This is a genomic window from Desulfitibacter alkalitolerans DSM 16504, from assembly GCF_000620305.1.
GTDB lineage: Bacteria > Bacillota > DSM-16504 > Desulfitibacterales > Desulfitibacteraceae > Desulfitibacter > Desulfitibacter alkalitolerans.
Window position 1 is genome coordinate 23,373 of sequence record NZ_KK211100.1, and the last position, 21,420, is coordinate 44,792.

Annotated in this window: 16 protein-coding genes, 7 tRNA genes and 1 other annotated feature (1 of these 24 cut by a window edge); all 23 genes read left to right on the forward strand. The window is 36.8% G+C overall.

The window, feature by feature from the left end; all coding sequences use genetic code 11:
- Positions 1–5 precede the first annotated feature (5 nt).
- The 23 genes from glgD to K364_RS0105795 all read left to right on the forward strand — a co-directional run bounded on the left by glgD (position 6) and on the right by K364_RS0105795 (position 21,160).
- Positions 6–995, forward strand: coding sequence for a glucose-1-phosphate adenylyltransferase subunit GlgD (glgD, locus tag K364_RS22980; RefSeq protein WP_051533827.1), 990 nt, complete (start codon positions 6–8; stop codon positions 993–995).
- Positions 982–1,119, forward strand: a complete 138-nt coding sequence (locus K364_RS28045) for a hypothetical protein (RefSeq protein WP_487249615.1) — start codon at positions 982–984, stop codon at positions 1,117–1,119. Before glgD ends, K364_RS28045 begins: the two co-directional genes overlap by 14 nt.
- 125 nt (positions 1,120–1,244) lie before the next feature.
- Positions 1,245–3,200 (forward strand): glycoside hydrolase family 13 protein, encoded by a 1,956-nt coding sequence (locus tag K364_RS0105695; RefSeq protein WP_028307214.1) that lies wholly within the window; start codon positions 1,245–1,247, stop codon positions 3,198–3,200.
- 18 nt (positions 3,201–3,218) lie between these two features.
- Positions 3,219–4,721, forward strand: a complete 1,503-nt coding sequence (malQ, locus tag K364_RS0105700) for a 4-alpha-glucanotransferase (protein ID WP_028307215.1) — start codon at positions 3,219–3,221, stop codon at positions 4,719–4,721.
- 38 nt (positions 4,722–4,759) lie between these two features.
- Entirely contained in the window at positions 4,760–5,137 is a 378-nt protein-coding gene (locus tag K364_RS0105705) for a hypothetical protein (protein WP_028307216.1), read from the forward strand.
- A 79-nt stretch (positions 5,138–5,216) separates the two neighbouring features.
- Positions 5,217–5,293, forward strand: a tRNA-Pro gene (locus K364_RS0105710).
- Between the two features lie 7 nt (positions 5,294–5,300).
- Positions 5,301–5,375: transfer RNA gene (locus K364_RS0105715), tRNA-Glu, on the forward strand.
- A 17-nt stretch (positions 5,376–5,392) separates the two neighbouring features.
- Positions 5,393–5,468, forward strand: a tRNA-Val gene (locus K364_RS0105720).
- A gap of 9 nt (positions 5,469–5,477) precedes the next feature.
- Positions 5,478–5,554 (forward strand) — tRNA-Asp (locus tag K364_RS0105725).
- Between the two features lie 6 nt (positions 5,555–5,560).
- Positions 5,561–5,635 (forward strand) — tRNA-Thr (locus K364_RS0105730).
- A gap of 27 nt (positions 5,636–5,662) precedes the next feature.
- Positions 5,663–5,737 (forward strand) — tRNA-Thr (locus tag K364_RS0105735).
- A 110-nt stretch (positions 5,738–5,847) separates the two neighbouring features.
- Positions 5,848–5,922 (forward strand) — tRNA-Gln (locus tag K364_RS0105740).
- 100 nt (positions 5,923–6,022) lie between these two features.
- Positions 6,023–6,871 (forward strand): DegV family protein, encoded by an 849-nt coding sequence (locus tag K364_RS0105745; RefSeq protein ID WP_028307217.1) that lies wholly within the window; start codon positions 6,023–6,025, stop codon positions 6,869–6,871.
- A gap of 632 nt (positions 6,872–7,503) precedes the next feature.
- Complete coding sequence (locus K364_RS0105750) at positions 7,504–8,265, forward strand: ATP-binding protein (protein ID WP_028307218.1); 762 nt, start codon at positions 7,504–7,506, stop codon at positions 8,263–8,265.
- 43 nt (positions 8,266–8,308) lie between these two features.
- Complete coding sequence (gene cooS / locus K364_RS0105755) at positions 8,309–10,330, forward strand: anaerobic carbon-monoxide dehydrogenase catalytic subunit (protein WP_028307219.1); 2,022 nt, start codon at positions 8,309–8,311, stop codon at positions 10,328–10,330.
- Between the two features lie 28 nt (positions 10,331–10,358).
- Positions 10,359–12,539 carry an acetyl-CoA decarbonylase/synthase complex subunit alpha/beta gene (gene acsB, locus K364_RS0105760; RefSeq protein WP_028307220.1) on the forward strand — a complete coding sequence of 727 codons (2,181 nt, stop codon included), beginning with the start codon at positions 10,359–10,361 and terminating at the stop codon, positions 12,537–12,539.
- Positions 12,540–12,627: 88 nt separating this feature from the next.
- Positions 12,628–13,965 carry an acetyl-CoA decarbonylase/synthase complex subunit gamma gene (acsC, locus tag K364_RS0105765; RefSeq protein WP_028307221.1) on the forward strand — a complete coding sequence of 446 codons (1,338 nt, stop codon included), beginning with the start codon at positions 12,628–12,630 and terminating at the stop codon, positions 13,963–13,965.
- Between the two features lie 11 nt (positions 13,966–13,976).
- On the forward strand, positions 13,977–15,890 hold the full coding sequence (locus K364_RS0105770) for an ASKHA domain-containing protein (RefSeq protein ID WP_028307222.1): 1,914 nt from the start codon (positions 13,977–13,979) through the stop codon (positions 15,888–15,890).
- A gap of 18 nt (positions 15,891–15,908) precedes the next feature.
- Positions 15,909–16,670: an ATP-binding protein gene (locus K364_RS0105775; protein WP_028307223.1), complete on the forward strand. Its 762-nt coding sequence runs from the start codon at positions 15,909–15,911 to the stop codon at positions 16,668–16,670.
- Positions 16,671–16,697: 27 nt separating this feature from the next.
- The gene (locus K364_RS0105780) at positions 16,698–17,660 is read left to right on the forward strand and encodes an acetyl-CoA decarbonylase/synthase complex subunit delta (RefSeq protein WP_028307224.1); all 963 of its coding nucleotides are present in this window, start codon (positions 16,698–16,700) and stop codon (positions 17,658–17,660) included.
- Between the two features lie 87 nt (positions 17,661–17,747).
- Positions 17,748–18,545 carry a methyltetrahydrofolate cobalamin methyltransferase gene (locus K364_RS0105785; RefSeq protein WP_028307225.1) on the forward strand — a complete coding sequence of 266 codons (798 nt, stop codon included), beginning with the start codon at positions 17,748–17,750 and terminating at the stop codon, positions 18,543–18,545.
- Between the two features lie 259 nt (positions 18,546–18,804).
- Complete coding sequence (locus tag K364_RS0105790; RefSeq protein ID WP_028307226.1) at positions 18,805–20,355, forward strand: methylenetetrahydrofolate reductase C-terminal domain-containing protein; 1,551 nt, start codon at positions 18,805–18,807, stop codon at positions 20,353–20,355.
- A 124-nt stretch (positions 20,356–20,479) separates the two neighbouring features.
- Positions 20,480–21,160 (forward strand): hypothetical protein, encoded by a 681-nt coding sequence (locus K364_RS0105795; protein WP_028307227.1) that lies wholly within the window; start codon positions 20,480–20,482, stop codon positions 21,158–21,160.
- A 53-nt stretch (positions 21,161–21,213) separates the two neighbouring features.
- Positions 21,214–21,420: a binding site (T-box leader), on the forward strand; it runs 9 nt beyond the window's last position.

Here is a 21,420-nt window from a genome sequence, read left to right on the forward strand (position 1 = left end):
AAAATATGAAAGATTTAATGGGCATTATAACTGCCCCAGAAAATTTTAAATACCTGCAGGATATAACAGCTGACAGGGTGGTTGCAGCGGTTCCTTATGGAGGACGTTATCGGTTGATTGATTTTATTTTGTCAAATATGGTTAACTCAGGAATACAAAATGTTGGTTTATTTATAGGTGAAAAATCTCGTTCTCTATTAGATCACTTAAGATCAGGAAAGGACTGGGACTTGCACAGAAAAAGAAACGGATTGTTTATACTGCCAACAGACTGCAGTAGTTTTTCAGGAACACCTATGGGAAATCTAGAATATTTTTATAAGCATCTAGACTACTTTCATGGAAGTACTGAGAAGTATGTATTAATAGGCGGCAGCAATACCATTTTTAATACAACTTTTAATAAGTTTTTTAAATTCCACATGGATAATAACGCAGATGTAACAATTATTTATAGTGAATATCCCCAAATTGATCCTGCAAATAGTACCACTCTAGAGATTGATGCTGCTAACAGGGTAATTGATATTAAGGTAAATCCGTCAAGAAAGAAGAAAAGCAAAAAAATATCCATGGAAATATATCTCATGAAAAAAGAACTTTTAATGGACATAACTGATACCTGTGTATCAAAGGGTCAGTCCGATTTAACAAAGGATGGAATAATTAAAAACATCAAAAACCTAAATGTTTATGCCTATCGCTATACAGGTTATTTTGGAAAGGTCACTTCTTTGACTAGTTATTACCACCATAATATGGCTCTGTTAAATCCTGAAATCTGGACGGAGCTTTTCTTTGAATCAGGACCAATTTATACAAAAGTAAAAAATGAGCCTCCAACAAAATATACCCAAAGCTCCAAGGTTCTAAACTCTTTAATAGCGAGTGGCTGTATTATTGAAGGGCAAGTTGAAAATAGTATCTTATTCAGGGGTGCAAGGGTCTTTAAGAATTCTACCGTAAAAAAATTGTATTTTGTTGCCAAGATCTGAGATAAGAGAGAAGGCTTATATTCATAATGTAATACTTGACAAAAACGTTTGTATATCAAATGAAAAGATACTTATTGGTGATAGCAAACACCCAATCTATATTGGCAAAAAGAATGTAGTATAGAAAACATGAGAAAACATGAAAAGTGTTTTTACAATATCTGAATATGCAAGCGAGATTTGGAAAATCTAACATTATTATTGTTAAATCTCTAAATTACTATAAACTTTTTTTTGAGGTGAAGTTTAATGGATTTCTTGTACCATAATTCTCATGATGAATATTATAGGTACCCCTTTGGAGCAGTTTCCTGTGATACAAAAATTAAAATCAGACTAAGGGTTCACTCAAGAAGCTATCCCCAGAATGTGGAGCTGCTTTTCATTGTCAATAATAATAAACAAAGCTATCCAATGATATTAATGGATGAGAGCAGCAATCAATATATATATGAAGGAGAAGTTAATGCCTCTTCTTTTCCATGTCTCATGTGGTATTACTTTCATGTTGTGATTGATGGGAAATCATTTTATTACGGTAATAATAATAATATGTTAGGTGGTATAGGCGAAGCATACTCCAGATCCCCTAAATCATACCAAATCACAGTACACAAAAAGGATTTATCAACCCCAAGTTGGTTAAAAGATGCAGTAATGTATCAAATATTTGTAGATCGCTTTTTTAATGGAAATGACCACAACACAATTGAAAATCCCAAGGAAAACTCTTTAATACACTCCCATTGGAAAAATACCCCCATATATATAAGAGACATTGAAAAGGGAAATGTAGTTCGTTGGGATTTTTTTGGAGGCAACCTCCTTGGAATTTTGAAAAAACTACCCTATCTAAAAGACCTTGGAATAACCGCAATTTACTTAAACCCAATTTTCGAATCTTCCAGTAATCATAAATATGATACTGGAGACTATAAGAAGATTGATTCAATGTTTGGTAGTAACGAGCTTTTTAGAGAACTTTGTGCCAGGGCACGGGAATATGGAATATACATTATCCTGGATGGAGTCTTTAGTCATACTGGAAGTGACAGCATATACTTTAATAAAGACGGTAAATACCCTGGCCTGGGCGCTTATCAGTCGAAGGATTCACCCTACTATAGATGGTATAAATTTCAAGAGTACCCTAACAAATATGAAAGCTGGTGGGGTGTAGATAGTTTGCCTAATGTAAACGAGATGGAGCCTGGTTATCAAGATTTTATTATCCATGATGTGGATAGTGTAAGCAGATATTGGGTTAAGCATGGTTCTATGGGATGGCGTTTAGACGTGGTTGATGAGCTCCCTGGTGAATTTATAAAAATGTTAAGAAAAGCAGTTAAGCAGGAAGATTCAGAGGCAATTTTGCTCGGTGAGGTATGGGAGGATGCCTCAAACAAAATCAGTTATGGAAACAAACGTGAATATCTTCTTGGTGATGAGCTGGACTCGGTTACAAATTATCCCTTTAGACAAGCCCTGTTAGATTTTGTGCTTGGCAGCATTAATGCACACACACTTCACTGCCGATTAATGAGCCTTTATGAAAACTATCCCTTACATCATTTTTACTCGGCAATGAATTTAATAGGAAGTCATGATGTGGCCAGGGCATTAACACTGGTTGGAGAAATGCCCCCTGAAGAGCACCTGTCCTTTGAGGAAAAATACAAATTACAATTAACTCCAGATCAAATGAATCTGGCAATATCACGTATGAAATTATTATCCCTCTTTCAAATGACCTTTCCAGGAATGCCATGCATATATTATGGTGATGAGGTTGGAATGGAAGGCTATGGGGACCCATTGTGTCGAAAAACCTACCCATGGGGTTTTGAAAACCATGACCTGCTGGACTGGTATAAAAAAATCATCTCACTGCGCCATGAATTTGATGCTTTAAAAACTGGTAAATGGTTTTCAATTATTATGGAACATGATATTTATGGGTTCATTAGGGTTATTGATAAGGGTCTGGATGTCTTTAATCAATCAAAAATCAATAATAGTTTACTTGTGATTTTTAATAGGAGTAAAGAAACTGGCCACAGCATTAATATTAGTCTCAACAACAATATATATTTTGGTGGACCAATAACTGATTTACTAAATTCTAATAATATAATTAACACTGAGGAGGGGAAACTGCAATTAACTATGCTGCCCCTTGAAGGAAAAGTGTTACTGCTAAGTTGACAGGAGGCAATAATAAACATGGGCAAATTAAGAAAAGCCGGAATCCTTTTACATCCCACATCTTTACCATCACCCTATGGTATAGGAGATTTAGGAAAGGAATCTTATTTATTCTTGGAATTCTTAAAAAACTGTAACCTGAACATATGGCAGATTTTACCTATAGGACCTGTTGGTTATGGCAATTCTCCCTATCAATCCTATTCTGCATTTGCTGGAAACCCTCTTCTTATCAATATTGAGCTTTTAATAGAAGAAGGCCTGCTACCTGACAGCATATTAATTGATTATCCTTCGCAGCTTGATTCAAATAAAATTGATTTTGCAAGGGTTAATATGTTAAAAGGTGAACTATTTCGCAAGGCTTTTAGTAGATTTAACGAGCTGCCAAAACCAGATGATTACTTTGTGTTTTTAGAGGAAAACAAATTATGGCTAAATAACTATGCTTTGTTTATGTCTGCAAAGAATTATTTTAATGGATCTGCATGGAATCAATGGGATAAAACCCTTGCATTAAGAGAGCATCAGGGTATAGGCTATTATTCCAATTTATTAAAAGAGGAAATAAATTATCATTTTTTTCTTCAGTACAAGTTTTTTCAGCAATGGAAACAATTAAAGAACCACGCGAATTTACTGGGCATAAAGATTATTGGTGATTTACCCATTTTTGTGTCCTATGATAGCAGTGATGTGTGGTCAAATCCCCAGCTTTTTGATTTAAATAATGAGGGAAATCCAAATCATGTTGCTGGAGTGCCCCCAGATTATTTTAGTAAAAATGGTCAATACTGGGGTAACCCCTTATACAGATGGCCTGTTATGGCTCAGGATGATTATTTCTGGTGGCAAGAAAGGTTCAGAAGTCTTTTAAAACTCGTGGATCTAATACGTATTGACCATTTCAGGGGATTTGAAGCATACTGGCAGATACCAGCTACAGAAGACACAGCAGTAAATGGCAAATGGATTAAGGGACCTGGAGCAAATTTTTTCTCAACCATTGAAAAGCATCTTGGTCCATTACCTGTAATTGCAGAGGACCTTGGCTTTATAACACCAGATGTACATAGGCTAAGAAATAGATTTAACTACCCAGGAATGCAGGTTCTTCAATTTGCATTTGAAGATGGGAAAGAGGCAATAGAGAAAGCCCTGGGAACTTATAACATGGCCGTTTATACTGGAACCCACGATAATGACACAACCCTTGGATGGTATAGGAATTGTCTTAGGGAAAAACCTAAAGCAATAAAGAACTTAAGCCAATACTGCAGCATTAATTTTAAAGAAGATGATAGTCATATAAGCTGGGAACTTATTGAACTGGCATTTAAATCCAAGGGAAAGTACGTTATTATTCCATTTCAGGATGTTTTAAGTTTAGATAGTACTGCTCGCATGAACTTTCCTGGTACAGTAGGGGATGACAATTGGAGCTGGAGGTTTAAAAAAGAGCAAATTAATGATATAATTATTACCCGATTAAAAATACTTTCACAAAAATACATTCAATAGTACTTTTCTATTTTCATGATTTTTAAGAAGGTGAATATATGCTTAAGCATCTTGTAAATTTTTGTGACTTTTGCTTTAAAAGAAAGGAAAAAGTACTTTTATACATTTTTAAAACAGATGTAAGACTATTGCAAGAAATTTTAATTTCAGATTATGAATATGAAAATGACTACATAATATTCAAAACTGACCATCAAGAAGAATTTCTTATAATGCTGGCAGAAACAAAATTACATATTCGTTTAACACCTGATCCTTCAATTGCACAATACCCTGATTATCCACGTGAAAGGAATTGGGGGAAAAAAATAATATTTGAGATAATTGACCAAATACATGGCCAGGATATTATATATTCAATTGGAACAAATAGGGAAAGCATACTAAATGAATACATAAAAAAATTTTTAAATTAGGATTTTGAGGCTTCAAAAATATTTACTCAAAACTATTGACTTAGGTATTTATACTTGTTATAATTACTCTTGTCGTTATCGGGGCGTAGCGCAGTTTGGTAGCGCACATGGTTTGGGACCATGGGGCCGGGGGTTCAAATCCCTCCGCCCCGACCAGTTTCTAGGCCCGTTGGTCAAGCGGTTAAGACACCGGCCTTTCACGCCGGTAACAGGGGTTCGAGTCCCCTACGGGTCACCATTTTTTGACATTTTTATGGGTGATTAGCTCAGTTGGGAGAGCGCCTGCCTTACAAGCAGGATGTCGGCGGTTCAAGCCCGTCATCGCCCACCATATAAATTTGGAGCTGTGGTGTAGTGGTCTAACATACCGGCCTGTCACGCCGGGGATCGCGGGTTCGACTCCCGTCAGCTCCGCCATTTTAAGCCGACGTAGCTCAACGGTAGAGCAGCTGACTTGTAATCAGCAGGTTGCGGGTTCAAATCCCATCGTCGGCTCCACTCTTAAAAAAATCTTACAACAAATATGCCGACGTAGCTCAATGGTAGAGCAGCTGACTTGTAATCAGCAGGTTGCGGGTTCAAATCCCATCGTCGGCTCCAGAGCAAGTTATCAAAACAGCAAAGTACAGCTGTTTTTTTTATTTCATTAAACATGTATAAAATAATATACAAAGATACAATAATAAGCAATATATAAACAACTAATCTAATGGGGTGTAGCCAAGTGGTAAGGCAGCGGTCTTTGGAATCGCCACTCGTAGGTTCAAATCCTGCCACCCCAGCCACATATTTTGTCATGAATACCTCTCACCATATCACATAAAGATATGGTGTTTCTTATTATCACTGTGATATAATACATTTTAAAGAGGGGAGGACAAGTTTATGCCAAAAATAAAAATTGTTACTGACTCAACTGCATATTTGAAGAAACAGGATATTGATAAGTATAGTATAAAAATAGTCCCTTTAAGCGTAACATTAGACAATGAAAATTTTAAAGAAGACACTAAATCTCATGAAGAGTTTTTTACTCAACTTAAAAAGTCTAAAGGCTTTCCTACCACATCACAACCATCAATTGGTGATTTTCACAAAGCATATACTGAAATTTTAAATGAATATGATGAAATAATATCCATACATATATCTGAATTAATTAGTGGCACCATGCATTCAGCAAGTACTGCAGCTTCCGAGATTGGCTCAGACAATATTAGTATTTTTGATTCAGCCACTACTGCTGCTGCTTTGGAAGATATGGTTTTAACTGCTGCGGAAATGGCTTCATCAGGCCATTCAAGAGAGGAAATCATAAATAAACTTAATTATATCAAGAATTCTAATAGGCTTTTATTTATGGTAGATAATTTAAAATACCTGCATAAAGGTGGAAGGATAGGAAAAGCTGGTTCAATCCTTGGAACCATTCTTCAAATAAAGCCAATTTTATATATACGTGGTGAAGTTGGATTATTTGATAAGGTTAGAACACATAAAAAAGCCCTGCAACGAATTATTCAAGAAGTAGAAACAGTGGCTAATGAAAATGGTGGCATAAACAATATTAAGATAAGCATTATCCAAGTACATAATGAACAAGGACTTCGTGAATTAGAAATGCTTTTAAAGGAAAAATGGCCTGAGGTTGAATATGAAACCTCTAGCTGTGGACCAGTTATTGGTTCCCATGTAGGGCCTGGCGGATTGGGATTAACATTTAGGCCAAAATAAGGAGAATAAAACCTGCCTCATGCAGGTTTTTACTCTCCTTATTTTCTGCTTTATTTTACATGCCACAATAGGGTATTTGTCATATTGTTCAGAAACATATTATGTTTTCTTAAGGCTTTTTTTGCTTTAAATATATAAGTTTGTGATATAATGCACATAAGAATATGTGATAAATTACACAAGCTTTTATCAAGAAATTAACCTTTATGGAATAAGACCTATATCTTTAACTTATATATATATCAAAAAAAGGAATAAACCATGGTACAAGGTAATTTTAGTTGGTACAAGGATTTTTATGACTTTTGTAGAATAGCTACAATATTAGTATATTTCGAAAGTAGGTAAAATACTATCCGTTCTATGGCATATTTGACTACCTTAAGTTTTTTTAAGGGAAAAATAGTATTTATGCAGAATAAGTAGGGCGATAGGATTAATAATGTTAATCCTTGCTATTAAAATAACTAATAAAGGGGTGTGTGCGTATAGTATAGCTGCAAATTTATTAAGTATAGCTAAATACATCTTTACTAACCAATAAGACAAATAATACACTAACTTAATTTAGAATTATTCTTAACACTATTGAAATTATCCAAGATGAAGTAGAAAGATGGGGTGTAGTAATAATGAAAATCGCAGTTTCTGGTAAAGGTGGAGTTGGAAAAACAACAATATCTGCTAGTTTAATAAGTTTTTTTCTTGGCAAGGGGTATAAAGTCTTTGCTGTTGATGCTGATCCTGATGTTAGTTTAGGCACAGTCTTAGGTATAGACGACGATTCAGTAGATGGCTTAAAACCTATTGTTGAAATGCGTGAAGTTATATCCAAAAAAAGCGGTGGCGGCGGAGCATATTTTCCACTAGATCCTCAAGTAGAGGATATTCTAGAAGAGTACGTAATCCAAAAGGATAACCTTTTCTTTCTTAAAATGGGTGCAGTAAAGCAAGGTGGTTCAGCCTGTTACTGTAGAGAAAATACAGTCTTAAATGCCTTGGTTAACTCATTACTTGTGAAACAAAAAGAGATTGTGCTTTTAGATATGGGAGCAGGTATAGAACATTTAACTAGGGGAACATCTGGTGGAGTAGATTTAATGTTAATTGTCACAGAAGCCAGTAAGGTTAGTGTTAATACAGCACTAACTGTTAAAAAACTTGCCCAGGAACTTGGTGTAAAAAACATCAACTTTATAGGCAACAAGATTAGAACAGAAAAAGAAAAGGAATTTTTAAAAAGCACCTTGCCGCCAAATGAATTATTGGGCTTTATTGAGTATAACGAAGAAGTTTTAGAACGTGCAATGGGAACCCACCCCCTTGAAATGAGCAGCGCAGCCAGTATTAACATTAAAGCTATTGGAGAAGAGATCCTGGCCAGAAACAGCTGATTTATCAATTTTTATAATAAATTTATATCAGGGAGGTATAAGTATGCCAAGATTTAGGGATTTATGTCACAATTGTAGGCCTTCTGATGCTCCAAGGGTACCAGAACGTAAATTAAGAGAACGTTCAGTAGACCCAGCTGCATTAGAAATGCTCGAAAAAGCAAAACAAATTGGAGTGGATACTGCATACGACAGGGTCGTAGCCCAGCAGCCACAGTGTAAGTTTGGCTATGAAGGTATTTGTTGTAGAGTTTGTGCCATGGGACCATGTAGAATCAAAGATGGTGACGGTCCAGAAAGCAAGGGCATTTGTGGTGCCAATGCTTACACAATTGTTGCTAGAAACATAGTCAGATTGATAGCAGCTGGAACGTCCGCTCACTCAGACCATGGCAGACATATTGCAAAGGTATTGTTACACAGCGCCGAAGGCCACGCACCTGACTACAAAATAGCTGATGCCGACAAGTTAATGTCAGTTGCCAAAAAAGTCGGCCTTGATATTGAAGGAAAATCAATAGAGGAAGTTACAAAGGAAGTAGCTATAGCTGCTTTAACTGACTTTGGTAGATACACAGATGAACCACTTACATGGATCAATACTTTTATTACTGAAGGTAGAAAAGCAAAATTCAATGCTACAAATATTATGCCAAGCAGCATAGATGGTTCTATCACCGGTCTGTTGCACCAGACTCATATTGGTGTAGATACTGATCCAGTTAATATTATCTTTGGTGGATTAAAAACTGCATTGTCAGACTTAAATGGTTGTTCACTTTCAACAGACCTTACTGATATTTTGTTTGGTACTCCAAGGCCTGTTGTTACTGAAGCCAACCTTGCTGTACTTGAAAAAGATAAGGTTAATATTGTTGTCCATGGTCACAACCCATTGTTAAGCCAGATGGTTGTTAAGGCTGCCAGGGAAATGGAAGCTGAAGCCAAAAAAGCCGGTGCAACAGGTATTGGCTTGTCAGGAATTTGCTGTACTGGTAATGAGGTATTGGTTAGAGAAGGCGTACAAATTGCAAGTAACTTCGCTTCCCAGGAATTAGCCATTATGACAGGGGCTGTGGACGTTATGGTGGTTGACGTTCAGTGTATTATGCCTGGTTTAAGGGCTGTTTCTGAGTGTTTTGATACTAAAATTGTTACAACCATGCCTATTTCCAAGATACCAGGTTCATATCACTTTGCTTTTGATGAAGAGCATGCTGTAGAATCTGCAAAGGCTATCATTAGATTAGCCATTGATACTTTTAAGGAAAGACAAGGAAAACAGGTTGATATTCCACAGATTAAAAACAAGGTAACTGCCGGTTTTAGTATGGAAGCCTTAAAAGAGATTTTTGGATGTGTCAACCCTGAAGAACCATTACAAGTCCTTGCAGATGCATTAGATTCTGGTGAAATCAAGGGTATTGCTTATCTAATTGGATGTAACAACTTAAAGGTAATGCAAGACGATACTCATTTAAAAATTGCCATGGAATTGGTGAAAAATGATGTACTTGTAATTTGTGGTGGCTGTTCAGCTCAAACATTTGCCAAGTATGGTCTATTAACATCTGAAGCAGCTGAGCAATACGCTGGAGAAGGACTTAAGAAGTTCCTCAACCGCTTAAATGAAGCTGCTGGAGATAAATTGGACGAGAAACTTCCATTAATGTTTCATACCGGTTCTTGTGTTGACTATTCAAGGGGTGCAAGGCTAGCAAATGAATTAGCAACTTTAATGGGAATTGACATGCCCAAGCTTCCCTTTGTAGTTTCAGCTCCTGAAGCAATGAGCGAAAAGGCAGTTGCTATTGGTTGTTATTGGCTGGCGCTAGGTATTCCTGTTCATGTTGGTGTATTGCCTCCAATTGAAGGTAGTGACCTTGTATATGGTGTTGCCACTCAAATTGCATCTGATGTATTTGGTGGATACTTCATATTTGAAGTAGATGGAAATGTTGCTGCCAAGAAAATTCTGAATGCATTAGAATATCGTACTTGGAAGCTTGGAGTTCATAAGCAGACAGCAGAAAAATTTGAAACAAGCCTTTGCCAGGGTTATTAAAACTACTTCTTGAAAGGGGGATTATATAATGTCTAATTTTGACCAAATTTATGAAGGTGTTATTACTGAAGGTCAGGAGCCAAAGAAATTATTTCAGCAAGTATATAATGGTGCGGTAATTGCTACAAGCTATGCTGAAATATTATTAAATAAAGCTATAGCCGATTTTGGAGCTAACCAGGAAATAGGTTATCCAGATACAGCTTATTATCTGCCTGTTATTAGATCTTTAAGCGGTGAAGAAGTAACAAAACTAGGTGAACTTCCACCTATCCTTAACAGGTTAAGGGGTCAAATATACGAGCCCCTTACCTTTGAAAATGCAAGATTAGCAGGTGAGGCAGTTTTATATGCAGCTGAAATCATTGAAACAGTACGTTATTTAAGAAAAGAAAATATGAACGTGGATCCCTGGACTGGTTTCTTGGGAGACCCTGTAATTAGAAAATATGGTATTAAAATGGTTGACTGGTCAATTCCAGGTGTTGCCGTAATCTTAGGAAGAGCTAAAGACAGCGAGGCTGCAAAAACACTAGTTGCTGACTTAATGAGCAACGGCTTGATGATATTCCTTAGTGACGAGGTAATTGAACAGTTATTAGAACAAGATGTTAAACTTGGTATTGACTATATTGCATTCCCGTTAGGAAACTTTACTCAAGTTGTTCACGCAGCCAACTTTGCTTTAAGGGCAGGTATGGCTTTCGGCGGAATAGCACCTGGCTTGAGAGAAGAACACAGAGATTACCAACACAGAAGAGTTAAGGCTTTCATCCTTCACCTTGGTGAAAGAGATGAAGTAAAAACATCTGCTGAGATGGGATGTATCTTCCTAGGCTTCCCAGTAATTACTGATCAACCCCTTGCTGAAGACGAGCAGATAAAAGACTGGTATATTTCTCAACCAGATTACAGTAAAATGATCCAGACTGCCTTGGAAGTTAGAGGAATTAAGATCGTTAAGGCTAAAATTGATTTGCCAGTTAACTTTGGCCCAGCCTTCAAAGGTGAAACAATTCGTAAAGCTGACATGTACGTTGAAATGGGCGGCGGTAAAACAACTTCATTTGAATTAGTTTGTTCCGTTGGTGAAAATGAAATAGAGGATGGGAAAATTGAAGTTATTGGTCCTGAACTTGATGAAATAGAAGAAGGTTCAAGAATCCCCTTTGGTTTAATGATAGATATTTATGGGCGTAAAATGCAAACAGACTTTGAAAGTGTTCTTGAAAGAAGAATCCATGACTTCATCAACTACGGTGAAGGGTTATGGCATACAGCTCAAAGAGATATTAACTGGTTAAGAGTCAGTAAAGATGCAAAAGCTAAAGGAATCAAATTCAAGCATTATGGAGATATATTAATAACCAAATTTAAGAGTGAATTCCCAGCCATTGTTGACAGGGTTCAAGTTACAATAATTACGGATCCTGCCGCTGTTGAAGAAAAAGTTCAGATTGCCAGGGCAAAATACAGGGAAAGAGACGATAGAATGAGAGGTTTAACTGACGATAAGGTTCAAGAATTTTACTCCTGCACCTTATGTCAATCCTTTGCTCCTAACCACGTATGTATAGTTACTCCTGAAAGGGTAGGTCTATGTGGAGCTGTTAGCTGGTTAGACGGCAGAGCATCTTATGAAATTAACAGCACAGGCCCTAACCAACCTATACCTAAAGGTGAAGCTATTAATGATGTTACAGGCGAATGGAAGAGTTGTAATGATTTCATTTTCACTACATCTAACAGATCAATAGAAAGTGTTTGTATGTATACCTTAATGGAAAAACCAATGACCTCATGCGGCTGCTTTGAAGCCATCATGGCAATTGTACCTGAAGCAAATGGTATAATGCTTACAATGCGTGAGCATAGTGGTGATACTCCCTGTGGCATGACCTTCTCCACACTAGCTGGTATGATTGGTGGAGGGGTTCAAACACCTGGTTTCATGGGCATTGGCAAGAGTTATATAGTTAGTAGAAAATTTATTACCGCTGACGGTGGTATTGCAAGAATTGTGTGGATGCCAAAAGCTTTAAAAGAATTCCTAAGGGATGACTTTGTCAAAAGAAGTGTTGAAGAAGGCCTTGGAGAAGATTTTATCGACAAAATTGCAGATGAGACAATCGGAACTACTGTTGATGAAATACTTCCCTTTCTCGAGGAAAAAGGACATCCAGCATTAACCATGGAACCTTTAATGTAATTAATTTTTGGGTGCTGTTTTTAACGGCACCCAACCACAATAAAAACATATTAATTATGCAACTTTAATTTAGAAAGGGGATCAGTTTATGGGCTTAACAGGTTTGGAAATTTACAAACAACTTCCAAAAAAGAACTGTGGAGAATGTGGACCTCCAACTTGCCTAGCATTTGCCATGAATCTCGCAAGTGGTAAAGCAGCATTGGATGCTTGTCCATATGTAAGTGATGCAGCAAGGGAAGCATTAGAATCAGCATCAGCTCCCCCAATCGCTTTAGTAAAAGTTGGTACTGGGGATTATGTTGTGGAAATGGGTGACGAAACAGAACTATTCCGTCATGATAAGAAGTTTTACCACGAAACTGCATTTGCCATAAAGGTTAGTGACAACTTGTCAGAAGAAGAAATTAACGAAAAGATTAAGGCTATTAACAGCTTGGTAATTGAAAGAGTTGGTATGCACTATAAAGCACAGTTTGTAGCCATTGATAATGAATCAGGTAATGCAGACGCATTTGTAAAGGCTGTTGAGGTAGCTAATAGCATTACAGATATGCCATTAGTTTTAATGTCTAAAAATGTCTCTGCTATTGGAAAGGCGCTTGATATAGCAGCTGATAAGAAGCCTCTGGTTTACGCAGCTACAGAAGAAAACTACGAAGAAATGACTAGTTTAGCTAAGGAAAAAAATGTTCCTCTAGCTGTGTATGCAGAAGGCTTGGATGCTTTAGCTGACCTGGTTCAAAAAATAGTTAACTTAGGACATAAGCAGCTGGTTTTAGATCCAGGCAGCAGAGATCTATCCCAAACCATTGCTAACTTTGTACAGATTCGTCGTCAGGCTATTAAGAAAAAATTCAGACCATTTGGTTACCCTGTCATGGCGTTTACTCAGTCTGCTGAGCCTTTAGAGGAAGTTGTTGAGGCAGTTTCATTAACAGGTAGATATGCAAGCCTGGTTGTAATGAATACAGCCGATCCAGCTCATATGGTTCCATTAATGTCCTGGAGACAGAACCTATATACAGACCCACAGGTTCCAATTCAAGTTCAGGAAAAAGTCTATGCTGTGGGTGAAGTTAATGAAAATTCACCTGTTTATATCACAACTAATTTTTCATTATCCTTCTACACAGTACAAGGTGAAGTTGAATCCAGTAAGATTCCTTCATATATTATTCCAATCAATACTGATGGAACTTCAGTATTAACTGCATATTCAGCAGGCAAATACGAACCTGAGCAAATCGCTGCAGTTCTTAAGAAAATAGGTATTGAAGATCAGGTAAAACATAGAAACGTTGTTATTCCAGGCCTGGTTGCTGTTATAAGTGGTAAGCTTGAGGATGCATCCGGATGGAAAGTTATCGTTGGGCCAAGAGAAGCTTCAGGTATACCATCTTTTGCCAAGAGTCAATTTGCGTAGGAGCTGATTAAATGAAATACACGGTGACCTTTCTCCCAGATAAAATTATAACAGAAACAGAAGCCGGTAAATCTTTACTCCATGCTGCAAACTCTGCAGGTATTGGAATAAAGAGTTCTTGTGGCAGTGAAGGCACCTGTGGACGATGTAAGGTAAAGGTTGTAGAAGGAAAGTACCTCTACGATGAAAGATTTACTTGTACATTACCCGAAAAATACCGAGATGCTGGCTTTATCCTAGCCTGCAAGGCATATGTTGAGGATAACATAACTGTAGAAATTCCTGCAGAATCTAGATTAGATGAGCATCAAGTTTTACTGGAAGATAAGCAAGGTGTTTTAGCGGAAAAGGATCTGCCCATATTAAATGGATATACACTAGATCCCTTATGCAAAAAAATACGGCTAACCATGGATGCTCCAAATCTAACTGAGATTATTAGTGATGTATCAAGATTGGAAACAGAACTATCTAAACAAGCTGGTATCAAAAAACCCATAATCGGACTGCCAGTATTGACCCAAATGGCCGAAAACCTTAGAAAAGAAAATTGGCAGGTTACAGTTACTGTTGCTTATAATGGTAGAGATTATGAGATAGTTCGAATAGAACCTGGACATGATACAAATCCGTGTTATGGTATTGCAGTAGATATTGGTACTACTACAGTAGTAGCCAGCTTAGTAGACATGGAGAAGGGATTGTCCATTGAAAAATTAGGAACATATAATCGTCAAGCCAAGCTGGGTGATGATGTAGTTTCTAGAATGATACATTGTTCCTCTGAACAAAATGGATTAGAGGAGCTGCAAAATCTTGTTGTTCAAACCATTAATGATTTAACAGGTAAATTAATAGTTAGAAACAACCTTTCACCTGATGACATAGGAATAATGGTTACCTCTGCCAATACAACCATGACCCATCTTTTTTTAGGTCTACATCCCAAGTATATTAGGTTGGAGCCATACGTTCCTACTGCAACCTTTGCACCAGTAGTTAAAGGTAAAGAACTAGGATTGCAGATCCATCCTGAAGGACTTGTATATAGTTTTCCTGCTGTAGCAAGTTATGTAGGGGGGGACATTGTCTCAGGAGCACTCATCACAAATATATCTAAAAAAGAGGAGCTTACTCTTTTCATAGATATTGGTACTAATGGAGAAATAGTGCTAGGCAATCAAGATTGGCTAATCAGCTGTGCATGTTCTGCTGGGCCAGCTTTTGAAGGTGGCGGTATAACTTATGGGACACGGGCTATGAAGGGAGCCATTGAGAGAGTAGAAATTGACAATGATACCTTTGATGTTAAGGTTAGTACAATAGATTCTGCTAAGGCAATTGGTATTTGTGGTTCTGGTTTAATAGATTGCATAGCTAAAATGCACCAGGTGGGAATAATAGATAGAACAGGTACCTTCCAGGATACAGAATCCAGGAGAGTACAAATTACCCATGACGATAAGCTTTTCATCCTAGTATGGAAAGAAGAATCAGGTATTGGTAAGGATATATATATTTCTGAAAATGACATTAAAAACCTGATAAGATCAAAAGGTGCCGTTTTTGCCGGTATTCAAAGTCTTTTGAAAACATTACAATTAGAGATTGAGCTGATTGATAAGATTTTGATTGCTGGAGGATTTGGTAACTATTTAAATATTTCCGATGCAGTTAGAATAGGCTTATTGCCAGACCTGCCAATTGAAAAATATGAATTTGTTGGGAACACCTCTCTAAAAGGTGCAGAGTTGGCTTTAATATCCAAGGAGGCATGGAATCATGCCGAGATTATTGGTAAAATGATGACATATTTGGAGCTATCAGTAGGCAACCTTTTTATGGATGAGTTTATGCAGGCCATTTTCTTACCTCATACTGATTTGAAGCTATTTCCTTCAGTTGAATTACACACTAATTTATAAAATAGGCGGTGATCCACCATGACTGTAACAATAGCCGTAGCAGGCAAGGGAGGAACAGGTAAAACCACTTTTGCAGCCTTGGTAATTAGAAATCTAGTAAGTGCCAATAAGGGAAGCGTATTTGCCGTAGATGCTGATCCCAATTCTAACCTTAACGAGGCTTTAGGTTTAAAAGTAGATAAGGCCATTTCAGAAATATTAGAGGCGACCAAGGATCCAAAGGCGGTTCCTGAAGGTATGAGTAAACATATGTTCATTGAATATATGCTCTCAAAGGCTATTATTGAAACTAAACATATGGATTTACTGGTTATGGGAGGTCCGCAGGGTCCTGGATGCTATTGTTATCCAAATGATATATTAAAGGGTAATATGGATAAACTAACTCCAAATTATGATTATGTGGTAGTAGATAATGAAGCTGGGCTAGAGCATATAAGCAGAGGCACTATTAAAAAGGTTAATTACCTATTTGTTATTAGTGATAGTTCAGTTAGAGGTATTAGATCTGCAGGCAGGGTGCGGGAGCTTATCCAATCACTTCAAAGCAAAATAGACAAGGTTTATCTTGTAATCACCAAGATCATCAATGAGAAGCAGTTGGATACATTAATGCCTGAGATTGAAAAGACTGGATTAGATTTTATTGGGTATATCCCAATGGACGAGCAGGTTGTAGATTTTGATCTGCAAGCAAAACCTTTATTTGACTTGCCGGATGACAGCAAAGCAGTTCAATCCATTAAGCAAATTCTCGATAAGTCAGTTTTTAATAATTAATTTTATCATTGGAAAGGAGAGAAGTTTATGGCAGTAGCAATATTAAAAGATAGAAACCCTTCTAAGGTTATTGAAGTAACAATTGGCGCCACCAAGGAACAAGGTGGTACCCGTTCTCACACTATCACTGTTGGCGGAGATTCTGCACTTCCATTTCTTCATTTTGAAGGTGAATTTCCTAACAAGCCTGTTGTAGCTATGGAAGTTCAAGACATGATTCCACGTTGGGGTGAAACCCTAAAAAATGAACTTAGTGACGTATGGGGTAATCCTGCAGAGTGGGCCCAAAAGTGCGTAGAGGACTTTGGAGCAGATTTAATTTACCTTAAGTTAGATGGTGCTCATCCTGACGAAGCCAATCATTCCCCAGAAAAGTGTGCTGAAATAGTAAAAAAAGTACTTGAAACCGTAAGCGTACCATTAATTGTTTCAGGCTGCGAAGTTGAAGAAAAAGATAATGAGGTATTACCAGTTGTTGCTGAGGCAGCTGCAGGTGAAAACCTTCTTTTAGGTGTAGCTGAACAGGATAATTACAAAACATTAACGGCTGCATGCATGGTCCACAAGCATAACATAATTGCTCGTTCACCTCTTGATATTAACATCTGCAAGCAGCTTAACATTTTAATTACTGAAATGAACCTTCCTGCTAACAGAATAGTTATTGACCCAACTATTGGTGGCCTTGGATATGGAATAGAATATGCATATTCTATTCTTGAAAGGGCTAGATTAGGTGCGTTACAGGGAGACAAAATGCTTGCAATGCCAATCATTGCAACTGCAGGTTATGAATCATGGAAAACAAAAGAAGCTAATGCTGTAGTTCCAGAGTGGGGTAATGTAGTAGATAGAGGTATTCTATGGGAAACAGTTACAGCTACTTCTCTATTGCAAGCTGGAGTGCACATCTTATTAATCAGGCATCCAAAATCTGTTCAATTAATCAAAAAAAATATTGCTCAATTAATGACGCCAAACCAGTTATAAAACGAAACTTTAATTTAAAATATTGCTGCAGTACCTCAAGTTTACTGCAGCAAAAGTTATATTTTTAATATGAAGGAGGTCAATTTAATGCTTATTATCGGTGAAAGAATTAACGGTATGTTTACAGACATTAAAAAGGCAATTCAAGAAAAAGATCCTAAATCTGTTCAAGAATGGGCAAAAAGACAAGAAGAAGGTGGAGCCCATTATCTAGACATTAACGTAGGACCTGGTTCTGCTGATAGAGTTGGTGCAATGAGATGGTTGGTAGAAGTTACTCAAGAAGCCTCTGAACTTCCATTATGCTTGGATTCTACTGACTTTAAAGCCATTGAAGAAGGCCTAAAGCTTTGCAAAAAGCCTGCAATAATTAACTCCACTTCCGCTGAAAGAGAGAAAATTGAAGTTTCTTTCCCATTGGCTGTTAAATATAATGCTTCAATCATTGGTCTAACAATGGACAAAAAGGGTATTCCAAAGGATTCAGATTCCAGGCTGGCTTTTGCTATGGAATTAGTTGCTGCAGCTGATGAGTTTGGTCTTCCAATGGAAAACCTAATTATTGACCCCCTGATTTTACCAGCAAATGTAGCTCAGGATCATGCCCCTGAAGTATTAAAAACCTTACAGCAAATTAAGATGTTAGCAAATCCTGCACCAAAGACAGTTTTAGGCTTATCTAATGTTTCCCAAAACTGTGCTGACAGACACTTAATTAACAGAGTTTACTTGGCTATGGCCATGGCATGTGGTTTAGATATGGCTATTGCTGATGCAAATGACGATGACTTAATGGAAGTTGCAGCAACTGGAGAAATTCTTCTAAATCAAAATATTTACTGCGACTCCTATGTTAAATTATTTAAAACGAGAAATCGTTCCTAATTTACCATCCAAAAATGGGTTAGACCATTAGGCCTAGCCCATTTTTTATCCTAGAAATAAAATTTTTCAAGAAGTTCTCATGATTACAATAATAAAATACCAGAAATTCCATGAATTCCTCCTGGAAAGATGGTTGTCTATAGTCAACTTTTCAGTTAAAATACACTATAGTAATATTTTCAAGTATTAAAATATTCATAATATATCTTTTTTTTACACTACAGCAATATTCTAATACAAGCTTTGGGGGTTGAGAATAATGGAGAACCGTTTTAAAAATTCACTTTTAGACAAGAATACCATGTCAATCACATGGGAAGTAGTACCAGGCAGGGGGGCCAGAGAAAAAGCCCAGGAAGTAGCCATGGAGGCTGCCGAAATAGCTGCAAAAAGTGGAAGAATCCATGCAATTACAATTACCGATAACCCAGGTGGTAATCCTGCAATTTTAGCAGATACACTTGGAATGGAAATGCTTAAATTAGGCATTGAGCCCCTTGTGCATTTCACATGTAAAGACAAGAACCGTAACCAGTTAGAAAGTCAGCTTTATTCTATGGATAGAGCAGGGGTTCGTAATCTTTTAGTTATGACTGGTGACTATCCTGTTTCCGGCTATGAGGGAAGACCAAAGCCAGTTTTTGACTTGGATCCGATTCATGTTTGTAAGCTAATTAATGATATGAACCATGGTCTTGAGGTTCAAGGCTTTAAGGGCACTATAAAGCACGCAAGTAGTGACTTTTTCCCAGGAGTTGCTGTTTCACCTTTTAAAGCTAATGAAGCTGAGCTTATGGCCCAGTATTTTAAATTAAAAAAGAAAATAGCTGGTGGAGCTCAATTTGTTGTTACAAACCTTGGCTATGATGCTAGAAAGTTTCATGAAGTTATTCAGTTTATGAGACTAAACAATTTAAACGTGCCAATAGTTGGAAACCTATATATATTACCTTATGGCGCTGCGAAAATAATGAATGAGAACAAGCTTCCAGGATGTGTTGTAACTGATAAACTGTTAGCTCAATTAAATGAGGAAAAGAATGCACCAGATAAGGGTGTAGAAGCTAGAATGCTGCGAGCTGCAAAAATGTATGCGTTCATGAAAGGTATGGGCTTTGATGGAGTTCATATTGGTGGCCATGGAATTAAATTTGAGCAGGTAGAATATATTTTGGAAAAAGGCGAGGAATTAAGTGCCAATTGGATGGACTACATTCATGAATTTGATTTCCCAATGCCTGATGGTTTTTATTTATACGAAAAGGACTCAAAAACAGGTTTAAATACTGAGAATCTAGCAAATACAAAGGGCCGACCCCTTGATACTCCAGTAGGCGGTGTATATAGAGTTTCCAGAGTTGTTCACAATCTGATGTTTGAGCCAGGAAAAAATTTCTTTGGCCTTATGCGCGGCATTTCAAAATCTGTAGATGGTTCATCAATGGAAAAGGTTTATCATGGGCTTGAGCACATTGCAAAGGTCGTGATGTATGACTGTAAAGATTGTGGTGACTGTGCCCTGTCAGATCTGGCATATGTGTGTCCCATGTCACAGTGTCCTAAAAATCAGCGTAATGGAGCATGTGGTGGCAGTTACTATGGTTGGTGTGAAGTCCATCCTAATAAGAGAAAATGTATTTATGTAAAAGCTTACTCAAGGCTAAAGAATTATGGAGAAGAAAAACAACTAGACTCCTATCATGTTGCGCCATGTAACTGGGATCTATACCAAACATCATCATGGATAAACTTTTATTTAGGAAAAGACCATTCAGCAGAGCGTCTTGGAATTAAAAAGCCTGAAAAATAAGATTTAATATAACTTTTAAGAAAACACTAGATTAACTCTGGTGTTTTCTCATTCTTAGTGGCATATTCTTGTCCCCTTTAGAATACTTGTTTTATAAGTATATTTTTATAAAAGGGTGATAAAATTGAATGTAAGAAGAAATAAAGAGCTTGAAATAAAAATAGTCAACCTCACAGAGCAGCTTATTCAAAATGTAATTAAAGCAAGCCTTACATATGAATACGAAAAATCCTTCATTTTGGAAGATGCTCAAAATCTTATTTTGGAATTGTCAGAATTAATACATGATCTAATTCAGGACGAGGAACATCTAGAATCCATGCTTAATCAGCTAATATTTCAAAAGCTTCCGGGAGATCATATATTAGAAAGTTTTGAAGATTTTAAAGATGTACTAGCAGAGTTAATTCAAAAAGGCGTAAGCAAATATCGCCTTAGCTTGAGTGAAAACCAACCTGAAGAAGAAGTGTATGAGGAAGACATATCAAATGAAATTAAAGTGAAAAATATTAATCCCCCTAATGAGGCCCCAGTGTATAATAAAAAAGAAACAGATAAGCTTATTTTCCAAATCAAAAGGATTTTTCCAGGTATATCTATAGAAAAAGATGTACCTTATAAAGGCAGGAAATTTCAATACTATATCCCACAAATGAAAATAGTTGTTGAGCTTCAGGACAATAAAGAAGATTTAAATGGAGCAAAAGGTTTTAAAGACTTAATAGCAGAAAAAGAAGGTTATAAAATAGTAAGGATTCCGCCAAATTATTCACTTTCTACCTTAAAAAAGTTAATAAAATTATAAAAAACACTAGAGAAATAGTAGAATCTCTGTTATAATAGTTTAAAATTAATAACTAAAATGCAATGAACAGGAAAAAGTAAGTAGAAAATCTTTTCACAGAGAGCTGGAAAACGGTGTAAACCAGTAAAAGATACTGCTGAATGCCACCTGTGAGCATTAGGACTGAATTTTAGTAAGTTCTTAACGTTTTTTTCGCGTTAAAGAAAAAAAAGTGGGTAAAATAAAATTACCTATTAGGGTGGTACCGCGGGCTATCTCTC

Coding starts and splice junctions, on each gene's coding strand:
- glgD (WP_051533827.1), top strand. CDS start 6: ATGAAAGATTTAATGGGCATTATAACTGCCCCAGAAAATTTTAAATAC.
- K364_RS0105695 (WP_028307214.1), top strand. CDS start 1,245: ATGGATTTCTTGTACCATAATTCTCATGATGAATATTATAGGTACCCC.
- malQ (WP_028307215.1), top strand. CDS start 3,219: ATGGGCAAATTAAGAAAAGCCGGAATCCTTTTACATCCCACATCTTTA.
- K364_RS0105705 (WP_028307216.1), top strand. CDS start 4,760: ATGCTTAAGCATCTTGTAAATTTTTGTGACTTTTGCTTTAAAAGAAAG.
- K364_RS0105745 (WP_028307217.1), top strand. CDS start 6,023: ATGCCAAAAATAAAAATTGTTACTGACTCAACTGCATATTTGAAGAAA.
- K364_RS0105750 (WP_028307218.1), top strand. CDS start 7,504: ATGAAAATCGCAGTTTCTGGTAAAGGTGGAGTTGGAAAAACAACAATA.
- cooS (WP_028307219.1), top strand. CDS start 8,309: ATGCCAAGATTTAGGGATTTATGTCACAATTGTAGGCCTTCTGATGCT.
- acsB (WP_028307220.1), top strand. CDS start 10,359: ATGTCTAATTTTGACCAAATTTATGAAGGTGTTATTACTGAAGGTCAG.
- acsC (WP_028307221.1), top strand. CDS start 12,628: ATGGGCTTAACAGGTTTGGAAATTTACAAACAACTTCCAAAAAAGAAC.
- K364_RS0105770 (WP_028307222.1), top strand. CDS start 13,977: ATGAAATACACGGTGACCTTTCTCCCAGATAAAATTATAACAGAAACA.
- K364_RS0105775 (WP_028307223.1), top strand. CDS start 15,909: ATGACTGTAACAATAGCCGTAGCAGGCAAGGGAGGAACAGGTAAAACC.
- K364_RS0105780 (WP_028307224.1), top strand. CDS start 16,698: ATGGCAGTAGCAATATTAAAAGATAGAAACCCTTCTAAGGTTATTGAA.
- K364_RS0105785 (WP_028307225.1), top strand. CDS start 17,748: ATGCTTATTATCGGTGAAAGAATTAACGGTATGTTTACAGACATTAAA.
- K364_RS0105790 (WP_028307226.1), top strand. CDS start 18,805: ATGGAGAACCGTTTTAAAAATTCACTTTTAGACAAGAATACCATGTCA.